This window comes from Wolbachia endosymbiont (group A) of Anoplius nigerrimus, assembly GCF_947251795.1.
In the GTDB taxonomy this organism is placed as follows: domain Bacteria; phylum Pseudomonadota; class Alphaproteobacteria; order Rickettsiales; family Anaplasmataceae; genus Wolbachia.
The window spans coordinates 795,632-817,230 of the sequence record NZ_OX366385.1 but is presented as its reverse complement, the minus strand read 5'-3'; the positions used below and the strand labels follow the sequence as shown (position 1 = coordinate 817,230).

Below are 21,599 nucleotides of genomic sequence, written 5' to 3'. Positions count from 1 at the left end.
ATTTTTTACCTATTAGGCTAAACTACCATCTTTTTCTCTCTTTTCATATTTTTTGTCCACAGAGCCTAGGTCCCGCTCATAACTGTACGAACATTCATTTTTGAAGGTAAATTGCACAACAGATGATGTCATTCCAGTCTGGAATCCAGAAATTTTGCTTATAACTGAGCTGATGAGCTAAAGGTAGTTGTCTTACGCTAAAACAAACGTTTTTAATTAAGTTGCATAGAACCAGTGTCTGGGCACTGGGATGACACCCCACTGGTGGGAATTGCTCCCAAACTACAATGTTCGTACAGTTGTGGGTCCCGCTGCGGGATGACTAGACTTTTTGATTTACTCCCACTCAATGGTTGCTGGTGGTTTAGAAGTTAAGTCATAGACAACTCTATTTACTCCGGAAACGTTATTAATAATTATACTGCCAACATTCTGTAAAAAGTCCCAAAACACTAGCGAATGCTGATCCTTATCTTCAAATGGAAATGCATCAGCCGTCATACCGTCGGACGATGTTACAGCCCTTAAAGCACAAACATATCCGTATGTACGACCATCTCCCATGACGCCTACAGTTTTTATTGGTAATAATACAGCAAAAGCTTGCCATATCTTATCATATAGATCGTAATTTTTCATCGTATTAATATATATTTCATCTACTTCTTGCAATATTCGCACCTTTTCTTCATCGACTTCACTTATAATCCTCACTGCAAGTCCGGGTCCAGGAAATGGATGTTGAAATATTATCTCGTCTGAAAGCCCAATTTCTTTTCCGAGTAGCCTTACCTCATCTTTAAAGAGGTAGCGTAAAGGCTCTACTAGCTTCAGGTTCATCTTTTCTGGCAACCCACCAACATTATGGTGAGACTTAATTGTACTAGTATTGTCTGAGGCATGCCCTGACTCAACTACATCAGAGTAGATGGTACCTTGCATCAAAAAATCCACATCACCTATTTTTTTTGCTTCTGCTTCAAACACTTCAATGAAAGCGTTACCGATAATTTTTCGCTTTTCTTCTGGATCAGTTATTCCCTTCAACCTACTCAAAAATAAATTTGATTTATCAACATAATTTATCGGAATCTCTTTCAACATAGCAATAGTCTGGTTCTTGCGTAACAACCCAGTATCGATAAAAATACAGTTCAATTGTTTTCCTATAGCTTTATGTGTGAGAGCCGCTGCAACACTTGAATCAACCCCACCACTTACTGCAGCGATTACTTTTTTCTCTCCTACTACATTTTTGATTTTTTCCTTTTGCTCCTCAATAAACGACTTCATTGTCCAGTCTCTTTCGCAATTTGCAATATCCAAGAAGTTAGAGAGCAATTTACTGCCATTTGTCGTGGGCCTTACTTCAGGATGGAATTGAGTACAGTAAATCTTCCGCTGTTCGTTAACAATCATTGCAATTGTTTGATTTATCACACCTGATGCGATAACAGTAAATCCCTGTGGTATAGTATCAACACTGTCCGCATGGTTCATTAATACATCCACCTCAGAATTAACATCCCAGGTATCCTTTATAATGGGGGATTCTTTTAGCATCTTGATTTTAGTTCTGCCAAATTCCTGTTTGAAACTCTCTTTTACTTTTGCTCCAAAATAATGACAAATGAGTTGCTGTCCATAGCATATTCCAAGTATAGGAACGTTTGTTGCCTTATTAAGTTTTATAATTTCATGTACTACTCTACTTGTTTCAGAACAATCATCATTTACAGATTGTGGTCCTCCAGAGAGAATAAACCCATTGAATTTTGATATTGTTTCAAAACTGATGTTGTTTGGAAATATTTCACAATAAACGCCCATTCCTCTTACTTGTCTTGCGATAAGCTGTGTAAACTGTGAACCAAAATCAATAATGGCAATTGCTGACAATTTGCTCCTCCATATTATTTTAAGCAATATCTGATAATAAAGAAAATAATGGAGTAAGTAAACCAAGACCTCTTAAAAGCTTTAATGTATGGCGTGCGTTTGCTATGATTTATTTTTATCTAAGAAGAACTTTTTACGGTGGCACTTCGGAAGTTGCAGCCCCTCTTTAGGGTTAAGACATACTTCCAATTCTTCCCAACCACTATAACTTCCACCACCAACCAATGCTTTACACACTCCGGATAGAGACTTAGCCTCAATCATTTTTCCAGTTTTGTTATCTACAAACTCTTCCACTCCCTTAACTTTAATTTCGTATTTCTGGCCACTCTCTGGGCGATCCCATACAAGTATTTCCCCTATAAATAGAGCTTTGATGACCTCTTTATTTTGTACTCCAGTATATTGATTCTCAGCTACCCTAACTTTTTTAGGCTTATTTGTTATATATGTTGCTGCTTTGTCCTTAATTTCTTTTGCCTCTTCATCTACATATTTTTCTACTTCACTACGCACATATCCTTTTAAATTGTCAAGAAAGTTCTGCAAGTCGAGTAAAGTTAATTCAGATGTTTCCATAAAACCCTCCAGTTTTATTATCACGTATCAATGATACATTCAGTATACTTAAAATACCTTTAAGAAAGGCGACTCTGACCCTCAGATAGCTAATGTTAACTACCGATATCGTACGTGAACCAAAATCAATAATGGCAATTGCTGACAACTTACCCTTCCATATTATTTAAAGCAATATCTGATAATAAAGAAAATAATGGAGCAAGTAAACTAAGAGCATGTCTTCAAACTGAGTAGAAAGAAGTTAAGAAGTATGGTATAAGGTACATTTTAAGATGTACCCAAGCGATATAAGTGACAAAGAATGGAAGACAATAGAGCCATATTTTGAACCTAAAAAGACCGGCAGACCAAGAAAACATAGTATTAGAACAATTATTAATGCAATCCGCTATATGATGAGAACAGGATGTCAATGGAGACAACTGCCTAAAGATTTTCCACCATGGAAAACCGTATATAGTTGTAATTCGCGCTTGAAAAAAAGTGGAATATGGCAAGAAATTCATGATTTTCTAGTTAAAAAAGTAAGAGAGATGATTGGTAAAAATAAGACTCCATCAGTAGGTATAATTGATAGCCAGTCAGTGAAAACTACTCAAAAAGGGGATCCAGAGGATATGATGCTGGCAAAAAAATAAAGGGCAGAAAACGCCATATTATTGTAGATACTGTGGGTCTTGTAATTGCTGCTGAAGTACAGAGTGCAAGTATTCAAGATCGTGATAGTGCTCTAAATCTTTTTGCCCAAGCTAAATGCAAAGTTCCAACTTTACGTAAGTTTTTTGCTGATCAAGGGTACATAGGTAAATTACAAAACAGATGCTTATTGGAAACGGGATGTTTATTAACGATTGCCAAGAAAATAGTTGATACAGGATTTCAAGTTATTCCCAAACGTTGGATTGTTGAAAGAACTTTTGCCTGGCTTTCCAATTTTAGGCGCATGAGTAAAGATTACGAGCATTCTCCTCTCACCTCAAAAAACTATATCTTCTTTAATATGATCACTATTATGCTTCACAAATTAGCTCATTCTTCAGTTTGAAGACATGCTCTAAGACCTCTTTAAAACTTTGACGGACTGCATGGGTTGGCTATGATCTACTTTTTATAACTAAAATGGCTTAGGTTTACCGACAATTTGAAAAACCGTCATTCCGCTACTCGTTAGCACCGCGGCGGTATGACGTAGGGAAACGCCTTATTTACCCTAATCGTTTATAACCTTTGGCACTACGAAATACCCATGCTCAGGTTTTGTATTGGACAATATCTCTTCTTTAATGTTTTGAGAATTTATAACATCGTCGCGTACATGAATGTCCTTGTCTATACTGCCATAACGCATAGGAGAAATACCTTCAGTATTAACTTGCAATAAAGTATCATGTATCCAATCCAGCATTGTCAGTTCTTTGGAGTAGTAATCAATCTCGTCATTTGATAACTTAATCCTTACAAGCTGTGCAATTTTAAGCATTTCTTCCTTGGTAATTGTTATTTTTCTCTTATTTGCAAATTCTATTAGTGAAGTAATAACGTCTTCTGTTGACTTAGCTGGCATCTTTGCCTCTTTGGATGAAGTGAGTTAAAATATCTACGACCGAAACAACTTCTATTTTACCAGTTTTTTCAAGTTTGTGAAGTATGGTATCCGTAATCACTAATTTATCTAAAGAAGAGGAAGAAATTTTTTCAACTGCACTTCCTGAAAGCACGCCATGTGTGATGCATGAAATTACGGACTTTGCTCCGTGGCCTTTTAAAGCAAGGGCTGCATTACACAATGTTCCACCAGAGTCAACTATATCATCAACAATGACACAATTTTTATTCGCAACTTCTCCTATTATGTTCATTACTTGAGATGTGCCCGCTTTCTCCCTATATTTATCTACTACAATAATCTTATTACTTAACCCTATCTTGTACTTTTCCTCTAAAGTCTTTGCAAAAGCACGTGCTCTGCCAATTGCTCCAACATCAGGTGCAACAATTGCCAAATTTTCCGTGTGTATACAGTCAACAAATGCTTCGAAGCAGTTCAAATTAGTTATCGGTACATCAAAGAATCCTTCAATTTGACTTGAGTGCAAATCAATCACTGCAACACTACTTGCACCTGCAGTTTGAATAAGATTTGCAACTAATTTGGCATTTAAAGCAGATTGCATATCATTGTTCTTGATAATTCTATCTTGCCTGCTATATCCATAATAAGGAATAATTACTACTATCCTTTTGGCTCCTAATCTATTTACTGCATCAATTATAAGCAGAAGCTCCATAAGGTTATCATTCACAGGGGGAGAAAGAGATTGTACTATGTATACTTCTTGATTATATAGATCATTTGCTACTTCTACACTTACCTCGCCATCGGTAAACTTTGATATCCAAGCAGAGGATGGTTGAACATCTAGCCGGTTAACTACTGATTCCCCTAATTCTTTACTAGCATTACCTATTATTATCTTCATAACGCACTAATTGAGTTTTTAAGATTATACAGAATTTATGAAATAATTGAAATGTAAATCTAGCATTCTTGTTGGCAAATTAGGTACCTCTTGTACAATGACCTGTCATTTTCACGCATTGTTTCAATGTATGTTCCACCTGAAGTAAGTAAAATAGCGAGGTTTAAATGGCATTAAGATCAAAATTATTGGATGAAAAAGTGGTTCACTAATAATGAGAATTGGTATTAGCTATAGAAAACTTGTATAGATTTTTTCTACTTCCGTGATATCATAAGTCTGTAATGATAAAATAAGTAAATATGGATAAGTCAGCGTATGAGATCATAGAACATGAGTATGATGTGGTAGTAGTAGGTGCAGGTGGAGCAGGGCTCAGAGCAACGCTTGGGATGGCTGCAACTAATTTTTCAGTTGCCTGCATTTCTAAAATTTTCCCTACGCGAAGTCATACAGTTGCAGCACAAGGCGGAATTAGTGCAGCTTTAGGTAATATTGGTGAAGACGATTGGCGCTGGCATGCATATGACACAATAAAAGGTTCGGACTGGCTTGGTGATCAAGATGCAATAGAATATATGTGTAAAAACGCTGCTAAAGCTGTTATTGAACTTGAAAATTTTGGCGTACCTTTTTCTCGTACAGAAGATGGCAAAATATACCAGCGCTCTTTTGGTGGAATGACAACTCACTTTGGTAAAGGAAAATCAGCGCAGCGCACTTGTGCGGCAGCAGACAAAACTGGGCACGCAATCCTTCACACTCTATATCAGCAGTGTCTTAAATTCAACGCTGAATTTTTTGTTGAATACTTTGTGATTGATTTAATTATGGATAGCGAAACCGGAGCATGCTGCGGAGTTCTTGCTTGGTCGCTATGCGACGGTACATTACATAAATTTCGCGCACATTCGGTGGTGCTAGCAACAGGTGGATATGGACGTGTTTATTTCTCTGCAACAAGTGCGCATACCTGCACAGGTGATGGTAATGGCATGGTGGTGAGAGCTGGGTTACCACTTGAAGATATGGAATTTGTACAATTTCATCCAACAGGAATATATGGCTCAGGGTGCTTGATGACAGAAGGGTGCCGTGGAGAAGGGGGGTACCTCGTTAATTCTCAGGGCGAAAAGTTTATGGAACGTTACGCACCAAAAGCAAAAGATTTAGCTTCCCGTGATGTGGTAAGTCGTGCAATAACAATTGAAATTAGAGAGGGAAGGGGGGTTGGACCGAAAAAAGATCATATGTATTTAACTATAGCGCATCTTGATCCAGAAGTAATAAAACTCAGATTGCCGGGCATCAGCGAAACCGCAAGAACTTTTGCTGGAGTTGATGTCACTAAAGATCCAATACCGGTCATTCCGACTGTTCACTATAACATGGGTGGCATTCCAACCAATTATCATGGAGAAGTGATCACGCTGAAGCAAGGTAAGGAAGAAGTGGTAGATGGACTATTTGCAATTGGAGAAGCTGCGTGTGTCTCTGTGCACGGTGCAAATCGACTTGGTTCTAACTCGCTTCTTGATCTTGTGGTTTTTGGTAGAGCTGCAGCGCTCAGAGCAAAAGAGAAGCTAAAATCCGGTACACCACATAAAAAATTGCATTCAGACTGCACAGACTGGATAGTAGATAGATTCAATAAAATGCGATTTGCTTCCGGTGGGCTAAAAGTAGCAAAAATACGCAGCGAAATGCAGAACACTATGCAAAAATATGCATCAGTGTTCCGTGTTGCTGAAGTTTTAGAAGAAGGTAAAAAAGCTATAAAAAAGGTAGCAAAAATGATGCCTGATATTTCACTTGAGGATCGCAGTATGATATGGAACAGTGATTTAGTTGAAGCACTGGAGCTTGCTAACATGATCCCACAAGCGGTTATTACCATGGAATGCGCAGCTAATCGAGAGGAGAGTAGAGGTGCTCATGCTCGTGAAGATTTTCCTGAACGTGATGACAAAAACTGGATGAAGCACACTATAGCGTGGCTTGAAGAAAAGAAAGGGCAAATTAACGTAAAAATTGACTACAAAAAAGTTGCTGAAAAAACTCTGAGCGATGAGATTGATTTCATAGCGCCAGAGAAGAGGGTATACTAGCTTATAACTAGGAAACCTTCAACACATTTGTGCGTTGCTCTTTAATAGATGTATCTTTTACTTCACTTTTTGGTCTTCTTGCATGTTTTCTCTGTTGTTTATTGTCAACATGGTCCTTTGTTTCATTACTTGATTTTTTAAGAAATTCCTTAATACGACTCCGTGAAGTGAAAACAAAATATGCAGATATAGCAGCAACTATGATACAAATGGCCGCTACAGGTGCCATTGCCCCATTAAAGGCAGCAGCAGTTGCTATTCCAATAACAGCAAACATTATTGCTAATGCTGGCCCTTTATGGATTATCGTAGATGCTGCCTTCCCTATAGAAGAACCTGTTCTTTTAACACCAGACTGACATTTTTTTAAAGGAGTTTTACAGTGGTATTCTTCCTCAAGTTCCTCTTTCAATTCTCTAGCTTTTTCTTGTGCTTTATGCGGAGTCTTCGGATAATCTTTTAAACCACATAAAGTTAGATAATACTTTCTAGTATCAAATTCTTCACCTTCTAACTCCAGAGAACGGGGATCAGCGCCCATTTCTAGCAGCATTGCACAAAACTTCGTTGTATTGCTATAACTAACTGTTGGATCAAAAATTTTTCCTTTCTTTAGATATTTAGTTCCTCCTTTCCTCGCTTTTGTTTTTAGCGCCACTTGTAGAGGCGTGTTTTCTTTCTGATTGGTAGCATCTATAGCCTCTCTCAATTTATTTTGAGATATCACTCCTTTTTCTACTAAATTCAAAATCAACTCCAAATATGCAACTTTTTGCTCTTTTTTAAGTAAAGCAATATGATGTAAAGCATTGTTGCTTTTTGTGTCTTTCAGGCTAATATCCGCCCCTTTTTGCAATAACTCTTCAAAAAGTTTTTTATCATTATTTTTAATTGCTAAATGTAATTGATAATTATCATTACTATCTGGAGTATTTATGGTATACTCTATAGTTTCCTTTGTTTCTGTATTGGTTTTTGTTTCTGATTCTAATTTAGATTTCTTTCCTTGCTCTGCTAACTCTTCTAGGAAATTAAGATAATATGTTTTTTGTTTTTCGCCTAACCCCTGTAATTCTTCTTCAGACAACTGCAAATCATCAATATTTGCTCCTAATTTGAGCAATTGTATAGCAGATACTATTGTATTATCGTAGTGTGGTATAAGTTTTTTTAAAGGTGTTAAAATTTTTCTAGGCTCTGTGGACAAAAAATATGAAAAGAGAGAAAAAGATGGTAGTTTAGCCTAATAGGTAAAAAATGGAGAAACTACCATATGCAATATTACATCAAAGAGGAAAATTGGAAACAAATTTTAGAGTTCATAAAAAGCGTAAAAGGAATGCACAGCAAAGATGAAAAACGTTTAAGAATATTCATAGAGGCAGTGTGGTACATAGTGCGAAGTGGTTGCCAATGGAGACTTTTACCAAAAACTTATGGTAATTACAGGAGTATACATAAGCGATTTAAAAGATGGTGTGAAAGAGATGTCTGGAAAAAATTGCTTGAATATACTAAACAAGAGCCTGATTTAGAAGTTGCTATAATCGACGGTACGATCATCCGAGCCCATCCATGTTCATCTGGATATACAAAAAACTCCAAGGATCAAGAAGCTTTAGGGAGGAGCAAAGGTGGCTTTACAACTAAAATACATGCGCTTGTCGATGCACTTGGAAATCCACTTAAATTTACTCTGACTCCTGGTCAAAGAAATGAAATTACGCAGGCACAAGTGTTGACCGAAAGTATCTATAACTCTACTGTAGTAGCTGACAAGGGCTACGATAGCAATGCCTTTGTTACAAGTCTTGAAGACAAGGGATGTACAGTAGTTATTCCGCCAAAACGGAATCGAAAAGTGCAAAGGTATTACGATGAGCATATCTACAAAGAACGTCATTTGATTGAGTGTTTTTTTGGTAAAATTAAAAATTTTAGGCGCATTTTTTCCAGATTTGATAAAACTGCTGAGGTTTTTATGGGTTTTCTCAATTTTGTTGGAGCTCTTGTATGGCTTCTCTAAAATTTTGTCCACAGAGCCTAGTACTGTATTTAAAAAATCAAACTTTTGTTTTTTCTCTAATTGTGTAACTATTAGGTGTAAAATATTATTTTCCTTTTCATCTTTTGCACTGCTAATATCCGTGCAATTTTCTAGATATTCTTCAAATTCCCTTTGACTCCCATTTTTGATTACTTTGAATATCTTATCAGTATATTGAACATTGCTGTTCATTATTCCGTTTTCTACTTCTTGATCTTCATTTGCTGTGTGGAAAATTGGTATACCCGAAATGTGGTCTTTCTCATCAGCATTTTCAGCTTCGCTACTGTTGTCGCTTTCAATTCCACTGTCTTCACTGTTACCCGTTATCCCGTTCTCTACTTCTTGATCTTCACTTATTGTGTTAGCACTACTGATTGAATGCTTCTTACTAGCGTCATGATCATCTTCAGCTTTGCTACTGTTGCCGCTTTCAATTCCACTGTTTTCACTCTCTATACTCCCTCTACGACTTTGAGCAATGTTATTAGAAAGATCCTTATTGCTGCTCTGGCTAATAATTTCTGAAATTACTTGTTCTATCTTCTCTTTTTTTATTTCCTCTAGTTCTTTTGACTGTTTGATTTTTTCTTTCAATACTGGAAGGAAGCATTGAGTATAATACTCATAATATTCTGGCGATTTTTTTAATTTAATTAATACCTCAGTTAATACCTCAGGACTAGCCCCTTTCTTGAACAATCTCTTGCATTCTCTGAGAGTACTGTCTTTTCCAACTTCTGGGTGTAGGTGTTTGTGCTTTCCTTTTGTTACTTTTTCCATTATAATATTCAATAGTTTACTGTTGTATACTAACTCATTGGATGTAGAATTTTTTTCTGTCATATCAAAGCCTCGCTAAAAATTAACTATTTGTATATCTTTGTAGTTGTAGGCGTTAACAATTTGAGATTGAGAACTAACAACTAAAAAGTTAGATTTAAATTTTAAAATGTTGTATATGTAATCGAAATACAGGCAGAAGAGCGTTTCTGCTAGGCTCTGTGGACAAAATTTTAGAGAAGCCATACAAGAGCTCCAACAAAATTGAGAAAACCCATAAAAACCTCAGCAGTTTTATCAAATCTGGAAAAAATGCGCCTAAAATTTTTAATTTTACCAAAAAAACACTCAATCAAATGACGTTCTTTGTAGATATGCTCATCGTAATACCTTTGCACTTTTCGATTCCGTTTTGGCGGAATAACTACTGTACATCCCTTGTCTTCAAGACTTGTAACAAAGGCATTGCTATCGTAGCCCTTGTCAGCTACTACAGTAGAGTTATAGATACTTTCGGTCAACACTTGTGCCTGCGTAATTTCATTTCTTTGACCAGGAGTCAGAGTAAATTTAAGTGGATTTCCAAGTGCATCGACAAGCGCATGTATTTTAGTTGTAAAGCCACCTTTGCTCCTCCCTAAAGCTTCTTGATCCTTGGAGTTTTTTGTATATCCAGATGAACATGGATGGGCTCGGATGATCGTACCGTCGATTATAGCAACTTCTAAATCAGGCTCTTGTTTAGTATATTCAAGCAATTTTTTCCAGACATCTCTTTCACACCATCTTTTAAATCGCTTATGTATACTCCTGTAATTACCATAAGTTTTTGGTAAAAGTCTCCATTGGCAACCACTTCGCACTATGTACCACACTGCCTCTATGAATATTCTTAAACGTTTTTCATCTTTGCTGTGCATTCCTTTTACGCTTTTTATGAACTCTAAAATTTGTTTCCAATTTTCCTCTTTGATGTAATATTGCATATGGTAGTTTCTCCATTTTTTACCTATTAGGCTAAACTACCATCTTTTTCTCTCTTTTCATATTTTTTGTCCACAGAGCCTAGTATCATAGTTAAACCTCACTTCAACGATTATCTACTATTTTAAATGTTTAGTTTTAAGAAAGGATAAATATTGGTATATAGCTAAAGTGAACAGGTGCAAAATGTGCTATACCGCGGCGCTAACGAGTAGCAGAATGACGGCATATCAAATTGTAGCTAGCTATAGAGCGTTCCCTACTAGCTTATTTATAAATTGAGGTGATATTGATATATCGCTCATTTTGGTAGCTGGGTTTTCTGTATGCTCTGATTGATTTTGTTGTCTTTTTGCTGCTAGGTCTTCAGAATCGTTTCCTAAATTCTGTTGATCATTGTCAATAGGGTTCTTCGAAGCTTGATTCTGCTCTGTTGTTGAATTAGAGCGGTTTTTGTCGTTAAATGTGTCCTGTGCTTTGTTGGTTGATTTTTCAAAAAGTTTCTTAATACCACTAAATCCTAAAGTTAAAGTAAGGCATATAACTCCAGCAACAGCTATGATAGGAATGGCTGCTCCAATTGCCATTTGACCCTGAAAGAAAGCAAATGTTACCATTGCAATAACAGTAATTGTTATCGTGATTGCTAACAGTTCGCGGGTTCTTTTTGCTGGATCTATGAATCCTGCTACAGCAGATGCTGCTTTTTCTATAAAAGAACCTGCTTTTTCAATGCCAGACTTGCATTTTTTTGAAGCAGTTCCACAGTGGTATTTTTCCTCAAGCTTCTCTTTTAGTTCTTTAGCTTTCTCCTGTGCTTTCTGTGGAGTCCCTGAATAATCTTTTAGATCTCGTAAAGTTAAATAGTACTTTTTAGTATGGAATTTTGGATCTTTCAGCTCCAGAGAACAGGGATCAGCGCCTATTTCTAGCAGCATTGTACAAAATTTTGTTGTATTGTCATAAGCAGTTGCTGTATCAAAAATTGTTCCTTGCGATAGGTATTTGATACTTCTTTTTTCTGCTTTTTTCTTTAATGCCAATTCTAGGGGTGTGTTCTCTTCTCCATTAGGTGCATTCACAGCCTCTCTTAATTGATCTTCAGATATTTTTCTTTCTTTTACTAAACCTAAAATCAATTCCAAACATGCAACTTTTTGTTCTCCTTTTAGTAAAGCAATGTGGTGCAGAGCATTTTTTTCATCTTTATCTTGCACAGTAATATCTGCACCATTTTTTAGCAATAGTTCTAGGGTTTCATACCTTTTAGTTTTTTCAAATTTTCTATCTGTACATGATCGATCCTCATTCTTTTCTTTTATATGCTGAAGCAACTGATGAAGAGGTGTTAATCCTTCCCTGTTAGTAGTATTTACAGCATCATCTTTATTTGAAATCAACTCTAAACATGTAACTTTTTGTTCTCCTTTGAATGAAGCAATATAGTGCAGAGCATTTTTTCCATCTTTATCTTGCACAGTAATATCTGCACCATTTTGTAGAAACAACTCTAAGGCTTTATACCTGCCAGTATCCTTAAATTCTTTTTTTACCACATTTTTTATTTTATTTTTCAATGAAGGTTCTTTATTCTTTTCTTGTATGCGCTGGAGTACCAGATGGAGCGGTGTTTGCCCTTCTTTTTTATCATTTACAGCTTTTATAAATTGTTCTTTTTGGCTTGCTTCTAGCAATATATCAAGAAGTTTAAGTTTTTGTTTTGTTTTAGGTTTAACAATCAAGTGTAAAGCATTATTACCATCTGTGTCTTTAAGGCTAATATCTGCCCCTTTTTGCAATAACTCTCCAAAAAGTTCTTTATCATTATCTTTAATTGCTAAATGTAATTGATAATTATCATTACTATCTGGAGTATTTATGGTACGTGGTATAATTTCTTTAATTTTTGCTTCTGTATTGATTTTTATTTCTGGCTTTAATTTAGATTTCTTTCCTTGCTCTGCTAATTTTTCTAAGAAATTACGGTAGTATGTCCTTTGCTCTTCTTTTAAGTCTTGTAATTTTTCTGTAGATAATCCTAAATTATCAGAGTTGGCTCCATGCCTTAACAATTTCACGAGAAACTTAAGTGTGTTATCGTTACTTCGAATTGTATGAGACTCATGTTTTTCTTTTGTTATCTTGTCAATTAGTGCCACCTGAAGAGGTGTTTGCTCGTCCTGGTTTTCACTATTAATGAGTTGTGCTAAATCTTCCTCGGTGACCGTTTTTATTAGGGTACCTAGAAACTTGCATTTCTGTTTCTTTTCCAATGGCACGATAAGGTGTAAAATATTGTTGTCTTTTTCACCTTTCACACTATTAATATCCGTACAATCTTTTAGATATTTTTTAAATTTCCTGTTATTTCCATTTTTGATCGCTTTTAGTAATAGAGCATTGCTATTTGTTATTTCGTTGCTTATTTCTACTTTATGATCATCTTCAACATCGCTACCGTAGCCACTTTCTGCTTCACTATCTTCACTATTCCTACGATCATTTTGGTTGTGGGTAATACTATTAGAACAATATTTGCTATTATCAGTAATTTCTGAAATTACTTGCTTTACTCGTTCTTTTGTTTCATTTGATATTTTTTTCGATCGTTCTATTGCTTTACCTAGCACTGGAAGGAAGCATTGGACATAATACCTATAATATTTTTCTTGTTCTCTAAGTGATTCTTCTAATTTAGTTAATACTTCAGGGCTAGCACCTTCCTCAAATAACCTTTCACATTTCTTGAGAGCTCCATCTCGACTTCTTGGTTTTTCACGCTTGTGTTCTTCTTTTTTTACCTTTCTCTCTATAATGCAGTACAATTGCTCGTCTTTGCATTCATCTAATTTATTTGCATTAGTAGCTAGTGCGCTTAGATCTATACCCATACTAAAACCTCAATATTAAAAGCTATTTAAGTTGTCAGCTAAGATTCAATTTTTTTAATTAAGTCAAACGTTGTATATAGCTAACAAAGCCCGCTTCTGTCATCCTATGGCTTGACCATAGGATCCAGTCTAAAAAATCTGGATTCCAGCGTCACGCGCTGGAATGACAACTTAAGATATCGCCTATAATTAACCATAAACATATTTCGGTAAACCTAAGTTACTTTTAGCTATATGTAGTTGAAATACAGATAGAAAGGCAGGTAAGAAGGCAGAAAATTAATTTCTGTGAGAAAATTTGCCGTCATAGTTAAACCTCACTTGAACAGTTGTCTACTATTTTAACCATTTAATCTTAAAAAATAATAAATATAGCTAAACTGCAAAACGTGCTACTGGCTAAAATAGGATAAGAAACTATAGCTGCAAATTGATGTTTTTATCAGTCTTCCAGGCTTGGTTTTTCTTCTGATTTTTTAAGTCTTTCTTTATTTAGTATGGAGCTTATCTCTTCTACACTTTTATCAATATCATCATTGATTATTACATAATCATATTTATCACGTTTGCTTATCTCTTTTTGAGCTTCGGCTAATCTGCGCTCTATTTCGCTTGCATCATCACTATTACGCTTTTGCAAACGCAACCTAAGCTCTTCCATTGAAGGGGGAAGTATAAAAACACTCACAACTTTTTTTCTCATGAGCTTGAATAAGTGAAATGCTCCTTGCCAGTCTATGCTCAGTAAAACGCTTATTCCACTGCTTAAGTTTTGCTCTATAAAATCTCTTGGTATACCATAAAAATTCTCAAAAACTTTGGCGTATTCAAGCATCCGACCAGCTTCGCATAACTCGTGAAATTTTTCTTCGGTAACGAAAAAATAGTCTTTTCCATTTATTTCGCCGGAGCGAGGCTTGCGCGTAGTCATAGAAACAGACCTAACTAAATTAGTTGATCGCTCAAGTAATTTTGCTGATATAGTAGTTTTTCCAGCTCCAGAAGGGGAGGATAGAACCAATAATACGCCCTCACTTTTTACGGTCATTTTTCTTTGCATTTTTTAACATGGTGCTTTTTGGATCAGAGTTTAAAAAGCTAGAACCTTCTAAATTAGAATTTGATAAGTTGGTGCCAATGAGAGAAGAGTTATCAAAGACAGTATAGCGCAAATTGGTCTTTTCAAAATTTGCCTTATTCAAATTAACGTTTACAAACTTTGCTCTACTCAATGTTGAATTAGAAAAATCGGCATTTTCTAAATTCATATTCTTAAATTCAAAGTAAGAATAATTTACATCAAATTTTTCACCCTGTGATATTTTCTCTTGCAAATCTTCAATTGAAGTTATAGCATTTTCTAACCCTGCAAGTTTTTTCTGCCCTTGATTGTCAATCAAAATCGAATTATCAAACTTGCAATCTGTTAAATGAACATCAGCAACTGAACTTTTATATATGCTTGAAGAGTGAAAAGACATATCACTAATTGTTGAATTGCTCAAATTGCTAAGAAAAAAGCTAATTTTCCTAAAGGCATTAGCGTGAAGCAAAGAAGATCTGAAATCGCTTTCAATAAAATTTGAATTAGTTACTTTTAAATTGGACCAGCTCGAATTATCAGCTAATAAATTAAAGAATGTTGAATTTTCTATTTCACTGGAATCAATATTATGGCGAGAAAGTGTACTGTTATAAACTTGAGAGTCTTGGATTTTTATCTTATACATTGAAGTTGTAGAAAGGTCTGAATCTTCTATCTTCGCAGAGGTGAATAGTGAATGGTCAAAAAATGAGCCATTCATGTTAGAATTCGCAACTTTAGTATTATGAAACTTTCCGTGACGAATGTCAGCATTAGAGACATTAACTTGATGCAGTTCACTAAAACTAAAATCAATATTGGATAAATCAGCATCCTGAAGACTTGCTTCAGAAACATATACATGTTTTATCTTTGAACCATTTAGTATAGATTGAACAAAACTTGAATTATCGTCATTCACATAGGAAATTTGTGTGTTGCTTAAATTAGCTTCGTCGAAGTTACTGTTAATTATGATAGAAGAATTAAGGCAGGCATCGGAAAGATTGCTACCTGTAAAGTCTGATTCTTTTAACTCTGCACCATATATGTTAGCATTTTTTAATGAAGAAAATTGTATCTTTAATTTATATGCATCCACTCCAAAGAAACTTGCATTATCAAGGTTATTTTTCTGCATAACAGTATCGTTTATTTCACTATCATTAAAATTTACGTAGCTAACATTCGAGTTTGATAAGTTGGAGAGATTCATTTTCACATTCGAGAAATTAGTATGCAAACCAATTACGTTGTGCATACTCACTTTTTTAAGATCGGAATTGATAAAATCAGCATAACTAACATTAGACTGATCAAATACGATATCTGTTAAGTTTGCAGAAACAAATTTTGTAAAACTCAAATTTGTACCTTTTATTTTAATGCCATGTAAATTAGCATTGGAGAAATTAGCACCACGTAAATCAACATCAATGAAAGACACGTCGGATAAATCAGTATTAGAAAAATCAGCACCAATCAGACTTACTCCATCAAAAACAGATCCACTTAGGTACAATTGGCTAAAATTAGCTCCATTTAAGTTAGAACCAAAACCTTTCTTAAAATCTTCTGGCACGCCATCTTTGTGGCACTGCACCAAAAATTCAGCAAAGTCTTTTTTACTGTAAGATACGTATTTTGCATCATGTAGAGCGTTTAAAAAATCACTAATCTGATTTTTTTCATCATTTGTTTCATTTCCATAACATAAATGACCAACTAAAATTAATATCAAAAATCTAATCATCTTGCTTATCGCACTGCGACTCATTGTTTTCTTTTGTTTTCACAGCCCAATCGTACATTGCTGAGCTTTCTTTATTGTCTATTTTTCTATCCTCCAAAAGGTGTGGCATCATTTCGGCAATCGCATTTATTATATTGATCTGCTTTTTTTCGATTGCTATATCAATTGGGGATTGAAAATTATTATTAACTACTCTAAGATCAGCACCTTGTAATAAGAGAAAGCGCACTATGTCTACCTCACCTTGTTTAACTGAATAAATGAGAGGAGTATCACCCAATTTATTTCTAAACCTTAGTATCTCTTGAGTTGTTAATCCAATTTTTTCTAGCTTACTTATTATTCCTCTTAAGCAAGGTAAGTTATTTTTCTTAATACAGTAAAAAAATTGCTTACTGTAATCATCAAGAAATACAGTTGTAGGAAGATGCTCATTAAGGCTATCATATTGTCGTTTATATATTGACTTGCTTTGTATATCTTTATGACCCCATTCTTTTATTGGTTCTCTGTTTAGCTTTGTCCATTTTTGTAAATTTTTCTTTTCACTTTGCTCTTCTTCATCTTTTTTAGTTATAGGTTTTACTCTATTGCGGTTCTTAGAATTATTGTTTGTTTCTTTCACTTTTTTTTCTTCAAACTGATTCTCTACTTTTTCTTTTTTTCCCTCTAATAATTGACTCACATCACTTTTTGAAAGTTCATTATCTTTTATATCAATCTTCTGATCAGCTTGTAGATTTTTTTGCGGGTTAGCTGTATTCTCATTTAAATCAGCACTTAAAGGCAAAGGCTCTGGTTTCAAATCTTTATTCACTTCTTTATTGGCCACATTTGGTAAATTTTGAGCAAATTTGTCTGTGCTTCCTTCTAGCTGGTCATTTGGCAAATCTTTATCAATCCTTTCACCTTCACTTATAGTTTTTTCAACCACGGAAGCTTTGTTCTCGTTGTGTTGCAGTTTCTCTTTATCGGTAGTGCCGTCTAATCTTTTGCTCTCAGCTTCTTGTGTTTGTTTAGCATCGACGTTGCTTTTCAACTCATCTTTTTGATTTGTGCTATCTTGCTTCCTTACACCTACATTTTCGTTTTTATGAACTGATTCAATTTTCTTTTCTTCAAATTGCTCTACAGCAAATAGGCTCAGTGATCCAAATACAACAACTAATAATACAAAATATAAAATATTCTTCATAAATATTCCAAGCATAAGCTTAATTAAAATGATACTATAATCAAATGATTAATCTACAGTAAAAAATGCCTTAGATAAAAAACCAAAGCTACACATTAAACCTAAAGTGCATTATATCACCATCTTGTACGATATAATCTCTGCCTTCGAAGCGAATTTTTCCTGCGTCTTTGCAAGCTAATTCACTTCCATACTTTATGTAGTCTGCAAAGCTTATCGTCTCTGCTTTTATAAAGCCTTTCTCAAAATCAGTGTGGATTACACCTGCAGCTTTGTCAGCTGTTGATCCTATTTTTACTGGCCATGCACGTGCTTCTTTGGGGCCCACAGTAAAGAAAGTTATCATACTCAGCACTTCATACATAATACGCGCTACTCCATCAAGGCCTGATTCTTGTAAGCCAAATTCTGATAAAAAACTCTGTTTTTCCTCTTCACTATCAAGATTTGCAATATCTGCTTCAAGTTTTGCTGAAATGCAATAAAATTTGCTTTTATTTTCCTCCGCCACTTTCTCTACCTTTTTAGATAATTCATTGCCAGTTATAACATTTGTATCTTCAACATTGCAAACGTACATAACGGGCTTTGTTGTCAGCAATTGAAGCGACTTCATCTCATCTCCATCGATATTCTCCAAGCTTCTTGCAGGTTTACCTAATTTTAAAGTAGCTAATACCTCTTGCATTAATTCAAGTTGTCTCTTTAGCTCTTTATCACCTTGCTTTGCTTTCTTTTCCAATTGAGGAAGCCTTTTTTCTATGCTATCAATATCAGCTAGGATTAACTCCATTTCTACCACTTCAGCATCTGATATTGGATCTATTTTACTGTGTACATGGCTGATATCGTCATCCGTAAAGCACCTGAGCAGATGAACGATGGCATCAACTTCTCTGATATGGCTTAAAAATTTATTGCCGAGCCCTTCACCTTTGCTCGCACCCTTTACCAGACCTGCAATATCTACAACTTCTAATTGGTTGTAGATTACCTTCTCTGAGCCTGCAATTGCTGCGATTTGTTTCAAACGTTGATCTTTTATCGAAATCTTGCCTATATTTGGCTCGATTGTGCAAAAAGGATAATTCGCAGCTTCGGCTGCACTTGACTCTGTAAGCGCATTAAATAAGGTTGATTTTCCTATGTTTGGTAACCCAACTATACCACAGTTAAAACTCATATTTGCTACTTAAAGCTATAATTATTGCATAATTTAAAAATTTCTGCTATACTTAATTAGTTACTTATTGACAGTTTTGTTGGTATAGTAATATATTGCTTAAATTAAGGTAAAAATTATGGCTGAATCTAGGAAACGGAAATTATCAAGTGACTTTCATGATGTTGAGGTTGAAATAAAAAGGCCCAAGATCTCAGGGCAAATGAATGTACTTAGGAAACGGAAATCATCAAGTGGTTTTCACGGTATTGAAAGTGTGAAAAGGTCCAGGAGCTCCGAGCAAGAAATACCTCTTTTAAATAGTAACTCTTACCCTGATGATTTCTATGTCGGGCAAGCAATTGATAATGGAAGCTGTTTTTTTTGACTCGTTTAGACAGGGGTTAGAGCAGCAGAAAGAGATAAAAGTTACTGTTGAACAGCTACGGGTGGACTGCAAGGAATTTGCACAAAACAATCCGCCAGAATGGTTTGTACATTCTATTGCTAACAGTTACGATAATGATGGCCAGCACCGTAGTGAAACTGTAGATGATTATACAGCAGACATTATGCGTAACGGTAGGTGGGGTAGCTCTTATGTTGAAGCTAGGATACTTTGTGAAAAGTATGGTGTAAAATTACATGTTATAGAGAGTAACCCATTGCATGCTATTGACACCCAACAAGATCGGTTTTTGCATGAATTAATAGACAATTCAGGTTCAAAAAGTGCAGGTGAATACAATAAAGTTGATTATAATGATAGTAGTATTGTGCATATAATAAACAAAGGCTATTCTCATTTCGAACCATTGCTTGATATAAACAAAAGTTTAGCAAAACAACTGCAAGAGGAAACCAAACTTAAACAAGAGCAAGAGCAAGAAGATCATCTATTAGCAAAACAACTTCAGCTAGACGAGATCTTAGAGTATTGTAACCTTTCAAAGGATATCTCTGAGAGAGCAGAGGTTGAGAAGAGATTTGATGAGTTATTGGCAGAAAATGCTAATGGAAAAATTTGTGATGTTGTAGAGCAGTGCGTTAGTGATATAAAGCAGCGCATAGAGTGCTCTGAAGAGCAAAACCCTTCAAGTTTACTAAGTTCAAGATGTGGTACGGAATCGATGGCAGAACAACCATTTCATCCACAACAAATACTTGTAAAATAAATCTTCATAGCCCTGCATATTTTTATATAGGGCTTTTGCAGGCATTTCATATAATATGAACTTGCAGTACGTACTAACCTAAATGCAAGTTGACCGTGAAATTAGTTTAATTATTGATGCCATAGAGGAATTTGGTGGTGAGGCTAGGCTTGTCGGCGGATGTGTGAGAGACTCAATTTTGCAACGTGATGTCCACGACATCGATTTAGCTACTAATTTGCTTCCCAATCAAACGATTAAAGCGCTAAAACTCCGTAATATAAAAACTATTCCAACTGGCTTAAAACATGGAACTATTACTGTGGTTCTAAATCAAAGATCTTTTGAGATCACAACACTAAGGCATGATGTGAAATGTGATGGCAGGCATGCAAAAGTAGAATTTACTAATAATTGGCAAGCTGATGCTTCAAGGCGCGACTTTACATTTAACGCTCTATATGCAGATAAGCATGGCCATATATATGACTACTTTGGTGGTATAGAGGACTTAAAGGCGCGAAGGTTAAACTTTATAGGCAACGCTGAAGATAGAATTAAAGAAGACTATCTACGTATTTTAAGAGCATTTCGTTTTCATGCAAAAATATGCGTCGGAGATTTGAGTGATGAAATACTAAGCGTATGCAAAAAGCATTCGCATATGATCCAAAACCTCTCTGGAGAGAGAATAAGAGATGAAATACTTAAATTGCTGGAGTGCAATGATCCTTTTCCAACACTTAAGAGCATGCAAGAATCTGATGTTTTGCAAAAGATTATCCCAAAAGAAGTAAAATGCGAAATTCTGTCTTCGCCACTTCTTTTGGGCACTGATGCACTAGTAAAATTAGCGTTACTCCTTAGGACCACTAAAAAAAATGACAGGCTAAGTCTTGGAGAATACATAAGTAAGTTTTTACGTCTTTCGAACAAGCAAAAGAAAAAGCTGCTATTTTTACTATCCAACGATATCAAAACAGAACTTTCAGAAAAAGAGCAAAAAAAATACATATCTTTATTTGGTAGAGAATTATATTGTGATTTAGTAAAAATTTGTGGTGTTGAGTCTGGAGAAAATGTTGATAAATACATTTCATTTGCTAATACATTCAATATTCCAAAATTTCCTCTATCTGGTAATGATTTGATAAATATAGGTCACCAGCCAGGAAAAAGTTTAGGTAAAAACTTAGAGTTGCTCAGGCAACATTGGGAAGACAGCTCCTACACTTTAACAAAAGAGGAGCTGGTGCTTTATGCTAAAAGCCTACTCTAACTATTTTCTGGCGGTTTGATGTATGCTTGTGCAATATAAGAGGAATGTATCTGTTCAGATGCATGGCTAATGTACAAATATTGAAACAAAAATTCCAGTGCCCCTGTGATGTCATTCCAGTCTGGAATCCAGCTTTTATGTTGTATAGTACACAATCAAATTTTCTGGATCCCAGTGTCTGGGCACTGGGATGACACC

At 35.3% G+C, this 21,599-nt stretch carries 19 protein-coding genes; 7 read left to right on the top strand and 12 right to left on the bottom strand.

Annotated features, from left to right (window positions below; genetic code table 11):
- Positions 1-336: 336 nt before the first annotated feature.
- Positions 337-1,899 (bottom strand): glutamine-hydrolyzing GMP synthase, encoded by a 1,563-nt coding sequence (gene guaA / locus OPR26_RS04295; protein ID WP_265015561.1) that lies wholly within the window; start codon positions 1,897-1,899, stop codon positions 337-339.
- 102 nt (positions 1,900-2,001) lie between these two features.
- Positions 2,002-2,478 (bottom strand): hypothetical protein, encoded by a 477-nt coding sequence (locus tag OPR26_RS04290; protein ID WP_265015560.1) that lies wholly within the window; start codon positions 2,476-2,478, stop codon positions 2,002-2,004.
- Between the two features lie 275 nt (positions 2,479-2,753).
- Here OPR26_RS04290 and OPR26_RS04285 point away from each other — a divergent pair, with 275 nt between their 5' ends.
- Positions 2,754-3,119 (top strand): transposase, encoded by a 366-nt coding sequence (locus tag OPR26_RS04285; RefSeq protein ID WP_264731180.1) that lies wholly within the window; start codon positions 2,754-2,756, stop codon positions 3,117-3,119.
- Positions 3,116-3,526, top strand: coding sequence for a transposase (locus OPR26_RS04280; protein ID WP_320157296.1), 411 nt, complete (start codon positions 3,116-3,118; stop codon positions 3,524-3,526). Before OPR26_RS04285 ends, OPR26_RS04280 begins: the two co-directional genes overlap by 4 nt.
- A 165-nt stretch (positions 3,527-3,691) precedes the next feature.
- Here the strand turns inward: OPR26_RS04280 and gatC are convergent, their stop codons facing one another.
- Both gatC and OPR26_RS04270 read right to left on the bottom strand, forming a co-directional pair.
- A complete protein-coding gene (gene gatC, locus OPR26_RS04275; protein WP_253302422.1) occupies positions 3,692-4,045 on the bottom strand; it encodes an Asp-tRNA(Asn)/Glu-tRNA(Gln) amidotransferase subunit GatC in 354 nt (117 codons plus the stop codon).
- Positions 4,035-4,961, bottom strand: coding sequence for a ribose-phosphate diphosphokinase (locus tag OPR26_RS04270; RefSeq protein ID WP_265015559.1), 927 nt, complete (start codon positions 4,959-4,961; stop codon positions 4,035-4,037). The genes gatC and OPR26_RS04270 overlap by 11 nt, the downstream gene beginning before the upstream one ends.
- Positions 4,962-5,263: 302 nt before the next feature.
- Between OPR26_RS04270 and sdhA the strand changes: the two genes are divergently transcribed.
- Positions 5,264-7,069: a succinate dehydrogenase flavoprotein subunit gene (sdhA, locus tag OPR26_RS04265; protein WP_265015558.1), complete on the top strand. Its 1,806-nt coding sequence runs from the start codon at positions 5,264-5,266 to the stop codon at positions 7,067-7,069.
- Positions 7,070-7,076: 7 nt separating this feature from the next.
- Here sdhA and OPR26_RS04260 read toward each other — a convergent pair whose 3' ends face one another.
- Entirely contained in the window at positions 7,077-8,276 is a 1,200-nt protein-coding gene (locus OPR26_RS04260) for an ankyrin repeat domain-containing protein (RefSeq protein WP_265015557.1), read from the bottom strand.
- Between the two features lie 66 nt (positions 8,277-8,342).
- Here OPR26_RS04260 and OPR26_RS04255 point away from each other — a divergent pair, with 66 nt between their 5' ends.
- Positions 8,343-9,095 carry an IS5 family transposase gene (locus tag OPR26_RS04255; RefSeq protein WP_264702259.1) on the top strand — a complete coding sequence of 251 codons (753 nt, stop codon included), beginning with the start codon at positions 8,343-8,345 and terminating at the stop codon, positions 9,093-9,095.
- An 879-nt stretch (positions 9,096-9,974) separates the two neighbouring features.
- Here OPR26_RS04255 and OPR26_RS04250 read toward each other — a convergent pair.
- The 7 genes from OPR26_RS04250 to ychF form a co-directional block, all read right to left on the bottom strand.
- Complete coding sequence (locus OPR26_RS04250; protein ID WP_265015556.1) at positions 9,975-10,145, bottom strand: hypothetical protein; 171 nt, start codon at positions 10,143-10,145, stop codon at positions 9,975-9,977.
- Positions 10,133-10,885 (bottom strand): IS5 family transposase, encoded by a 753-nt coding sequence (locus OPR26_RS04245; RefSeq protein WP_264702259.1) that lies wholly within the window; start codon positions 10,883-10,885, stop codon positions 10,133-10,135. Before OPR26_RS04245 ends, OPR26_RS04250 begins: the two co-directional genes overlap by 13 nt.
- A 243-nt stretch (positions 10,886-11,128) precedes the next feature.
- The gene (locus tag OPR26_RS04240; protein ID WP_265015555.1) at positions 11,129-13,774 is read right to left on the bottom strand and encodes an ankyrin repeat domain-containing protein; all 2,646 of its coding nucleotides are present in this window, start codon (positions 13,772-13,774) and stop codon (positions 11,129-11,131) included.
- 442 nt (positions 13,775-14,216) lie between these two features.
- Positions 14,217-14,822: a guanylate kinase gene (gmk, locus tag OPR26_RS04235; RefSeq protein WP_265016289.1), complete on the bottom strand. Its 606-nt coding sequence runs from the start codon at positions 14,820-14,822 to the stop codon at positions 14,217-14,219.
- Positions 14,806-16,611 carry a pentapeptide repeat-containing protein gene (locus OPR26_RS04230; RefSeq protein WP_265015554.1) on the bottom strand — a complete coding sequence of 602 codons (1,806 nt, stop codon included), beginning with the start codon at positions 16,609-16,611 and terminating at the stop codon, positions 14,806-14,808. The genes gmk and OPR26_RS04230 overlap by 17 nt, the downstream gene beginning before the upstream one ends.
- Complete coding sequence (locus OPR26_RS04225; protein ID WP_406827460.1) at positions 16,604-17,821, bottom strand: ankyrin repeat domain-containing protein; 1,218 nt, start codon at positions 17,819-17,821, stop codon at positions 16,604-16,606. The genes OPR26_RS04230 and OPR26_RS04225 overlap by 8 nt, the downstream gene beginning before the upstream one ends.
- Before the next feature lie 73 nt (positions 17,822-17,894).
- Entirely contained in the window at positions 17,895-18,989 is a 1,095-nt protein-coding gene (ychF, locus tag OPR26_RS04220; protein ID WP_265015553.1) for a redox-regulated ATPase YchF, read from the bottom strand.
- Between the two features lie 118 nt (positions 18,990-19,107).
- Here ychF and OPR26_RS04215 point away from each other — a divergent pair, with 118 nt between their 5' ends.
- The 3 genes from OPR26_RS04215 (at position 19,108) to OPR26_RS04205 (ending at position 21,401) form a co-directional block, all read left to right on the top strand.
- The gene (locus OPR26_RS04215) at positions 19,108-19,356 is read left to right on the top strand and encodes a hypothetical protein (RefSeq protein WP_265015552.1); all 249 of its coding nucleotides are present in this window, start codon (positions 19,108-19,110) and stop codon (positions 19,354-19,356) included.
- On the top strand, positions 19,316-20,143 hold the full coding sequence (locus OPR26_RS07365) for an OTU domain-containing protein (RefSeq protein ID WP_406827459.1): 828 nt from the start codon (positions 19,316-19,318) through the stop codon (positions 20,141-20,143). Before OPR26_RS04215 ends, OPR26_RS07365 begins: the two co-directional genes overlap by 41 nt.
- 82 nt (positions 20,144-20,225) lie before the next feature.
- Positions 20,226-21,401, top strand: a complete 1,176-nt coding sequence (locus OPR26_RS04205) for a CCA tRNA nucleotidyltransferase (RefSeq protein ID WP_265015551.1) — start codon at positions 20,226-20,228, stop codon at positions 21,399-21,401.
- The last annotated feature ends 198 nt before the right edge of the window (positions 21,402-21,599 follow it).

Coding starts and splice junctions, on each gene's coding strand:
- OPR26_RS04290 (WP_265015560.1), bottom strand. CDS start 2,478: ATGGAAACATCTGAATTAACTTTACTCGACTTGCAGAACTTTCTTGAC.
- OPR26_RS04285 (WP_264731180.1), top strand. CDS start 2,754: ATGTACCCAAGCGATATAAGTGACAAAGAATGGAAGACAATAGAGCCA.
- gatC (WP_253302422.1), bottom strand. CDS start 4,045: ATGCCAGCTAAGTCAACAGAAGACGTTATTACTTCACTAATAGAATTT.
- OPR26_RS04270 (WP_265015559.1), bottom strand. CDS start 4,961: ATGAAGATAATAATAGGTAATGCTAGTAAAGAATTAGGGGAATCAGTA.
- sdhA (WP_265015558.1), top strand. CDS start 5,264: ATGGATAAGTCAGCGTATGAGATCATAGAACATGAGTATGATGTGGTA.
- OPR26_RS04255 (WP_264702259.1), top strand. CDS start 8,343: ATGCAATATTACATCAAAGAGGAAAATTGGAAACAAATTTTAGAGTTC.
- OPR26_RS04250 (WP_265015556.1), bottom strand. CDS start 10,145: ATGGCTTCTCTAAAATTTTGTCCACAGAGCCTAGCAGAAACGCTCTTC.
- OPR26_RS04245 (WP_264702259.1), bottom strand. CDS start 10,885: ATGCAATATTACATCAAAGAGGAAAATTGGAAACAAATTTTAGAGTTC.
- OPR26_RS04240 (WP_265015555.1), bottom strand. CDS start 13,774: ATGGGTATAGATCTAAGCGCACTAGCTACTAATGCAAATAAATTAGAT.
- gmk (WP_265016289.1), bottom strand. CDS start 14,822: ATGACCGTAAAAAGTGAGGGCGTATTATTGGTTCTATCCTCCCCTTCT.
- OPR26_RS04230 (WP_265015554.1), bottom strand. CDS start 16,611: ATGATTAGATTTTTGATATTAATTTTAGTTGGTCATTTATGTTATGGA.
- OPR26_RS04225 (WP_406827460.1), bottom strand. CDS start 17,821: ATGCTTGGAATATTTATGAAGAATATTTTATATTTTGTATTATTAGTT.
- ychF (WP_265015553.1), bottom strand. CDS start 18,989: ATGAGTTTTAACTGTGGTATAGTTGGGTTACCAAACATAGGAAAATCA.
- OPR26_RS04215 (WP_265015552.1), top strand. CDS start 19,108: ATGGCTGAATCTAGGAAACGGAAATTATCAAGTGACTTTCATGATGTT.
- OPR26_RS07365 (WP_406827459.1), top strand. CDS start 19,316: ATGTCGGGCAAGCAATTGATAATGGAAGCTGTTTTTTTTGACTCGTTT.
- OPR26_RS04205 (WP_265015551.1), top strand. CDS start 20,226: ATGCAAGTTGACCGTGAAATTAGTTTAATTATTGATGCCATAGAGGAA.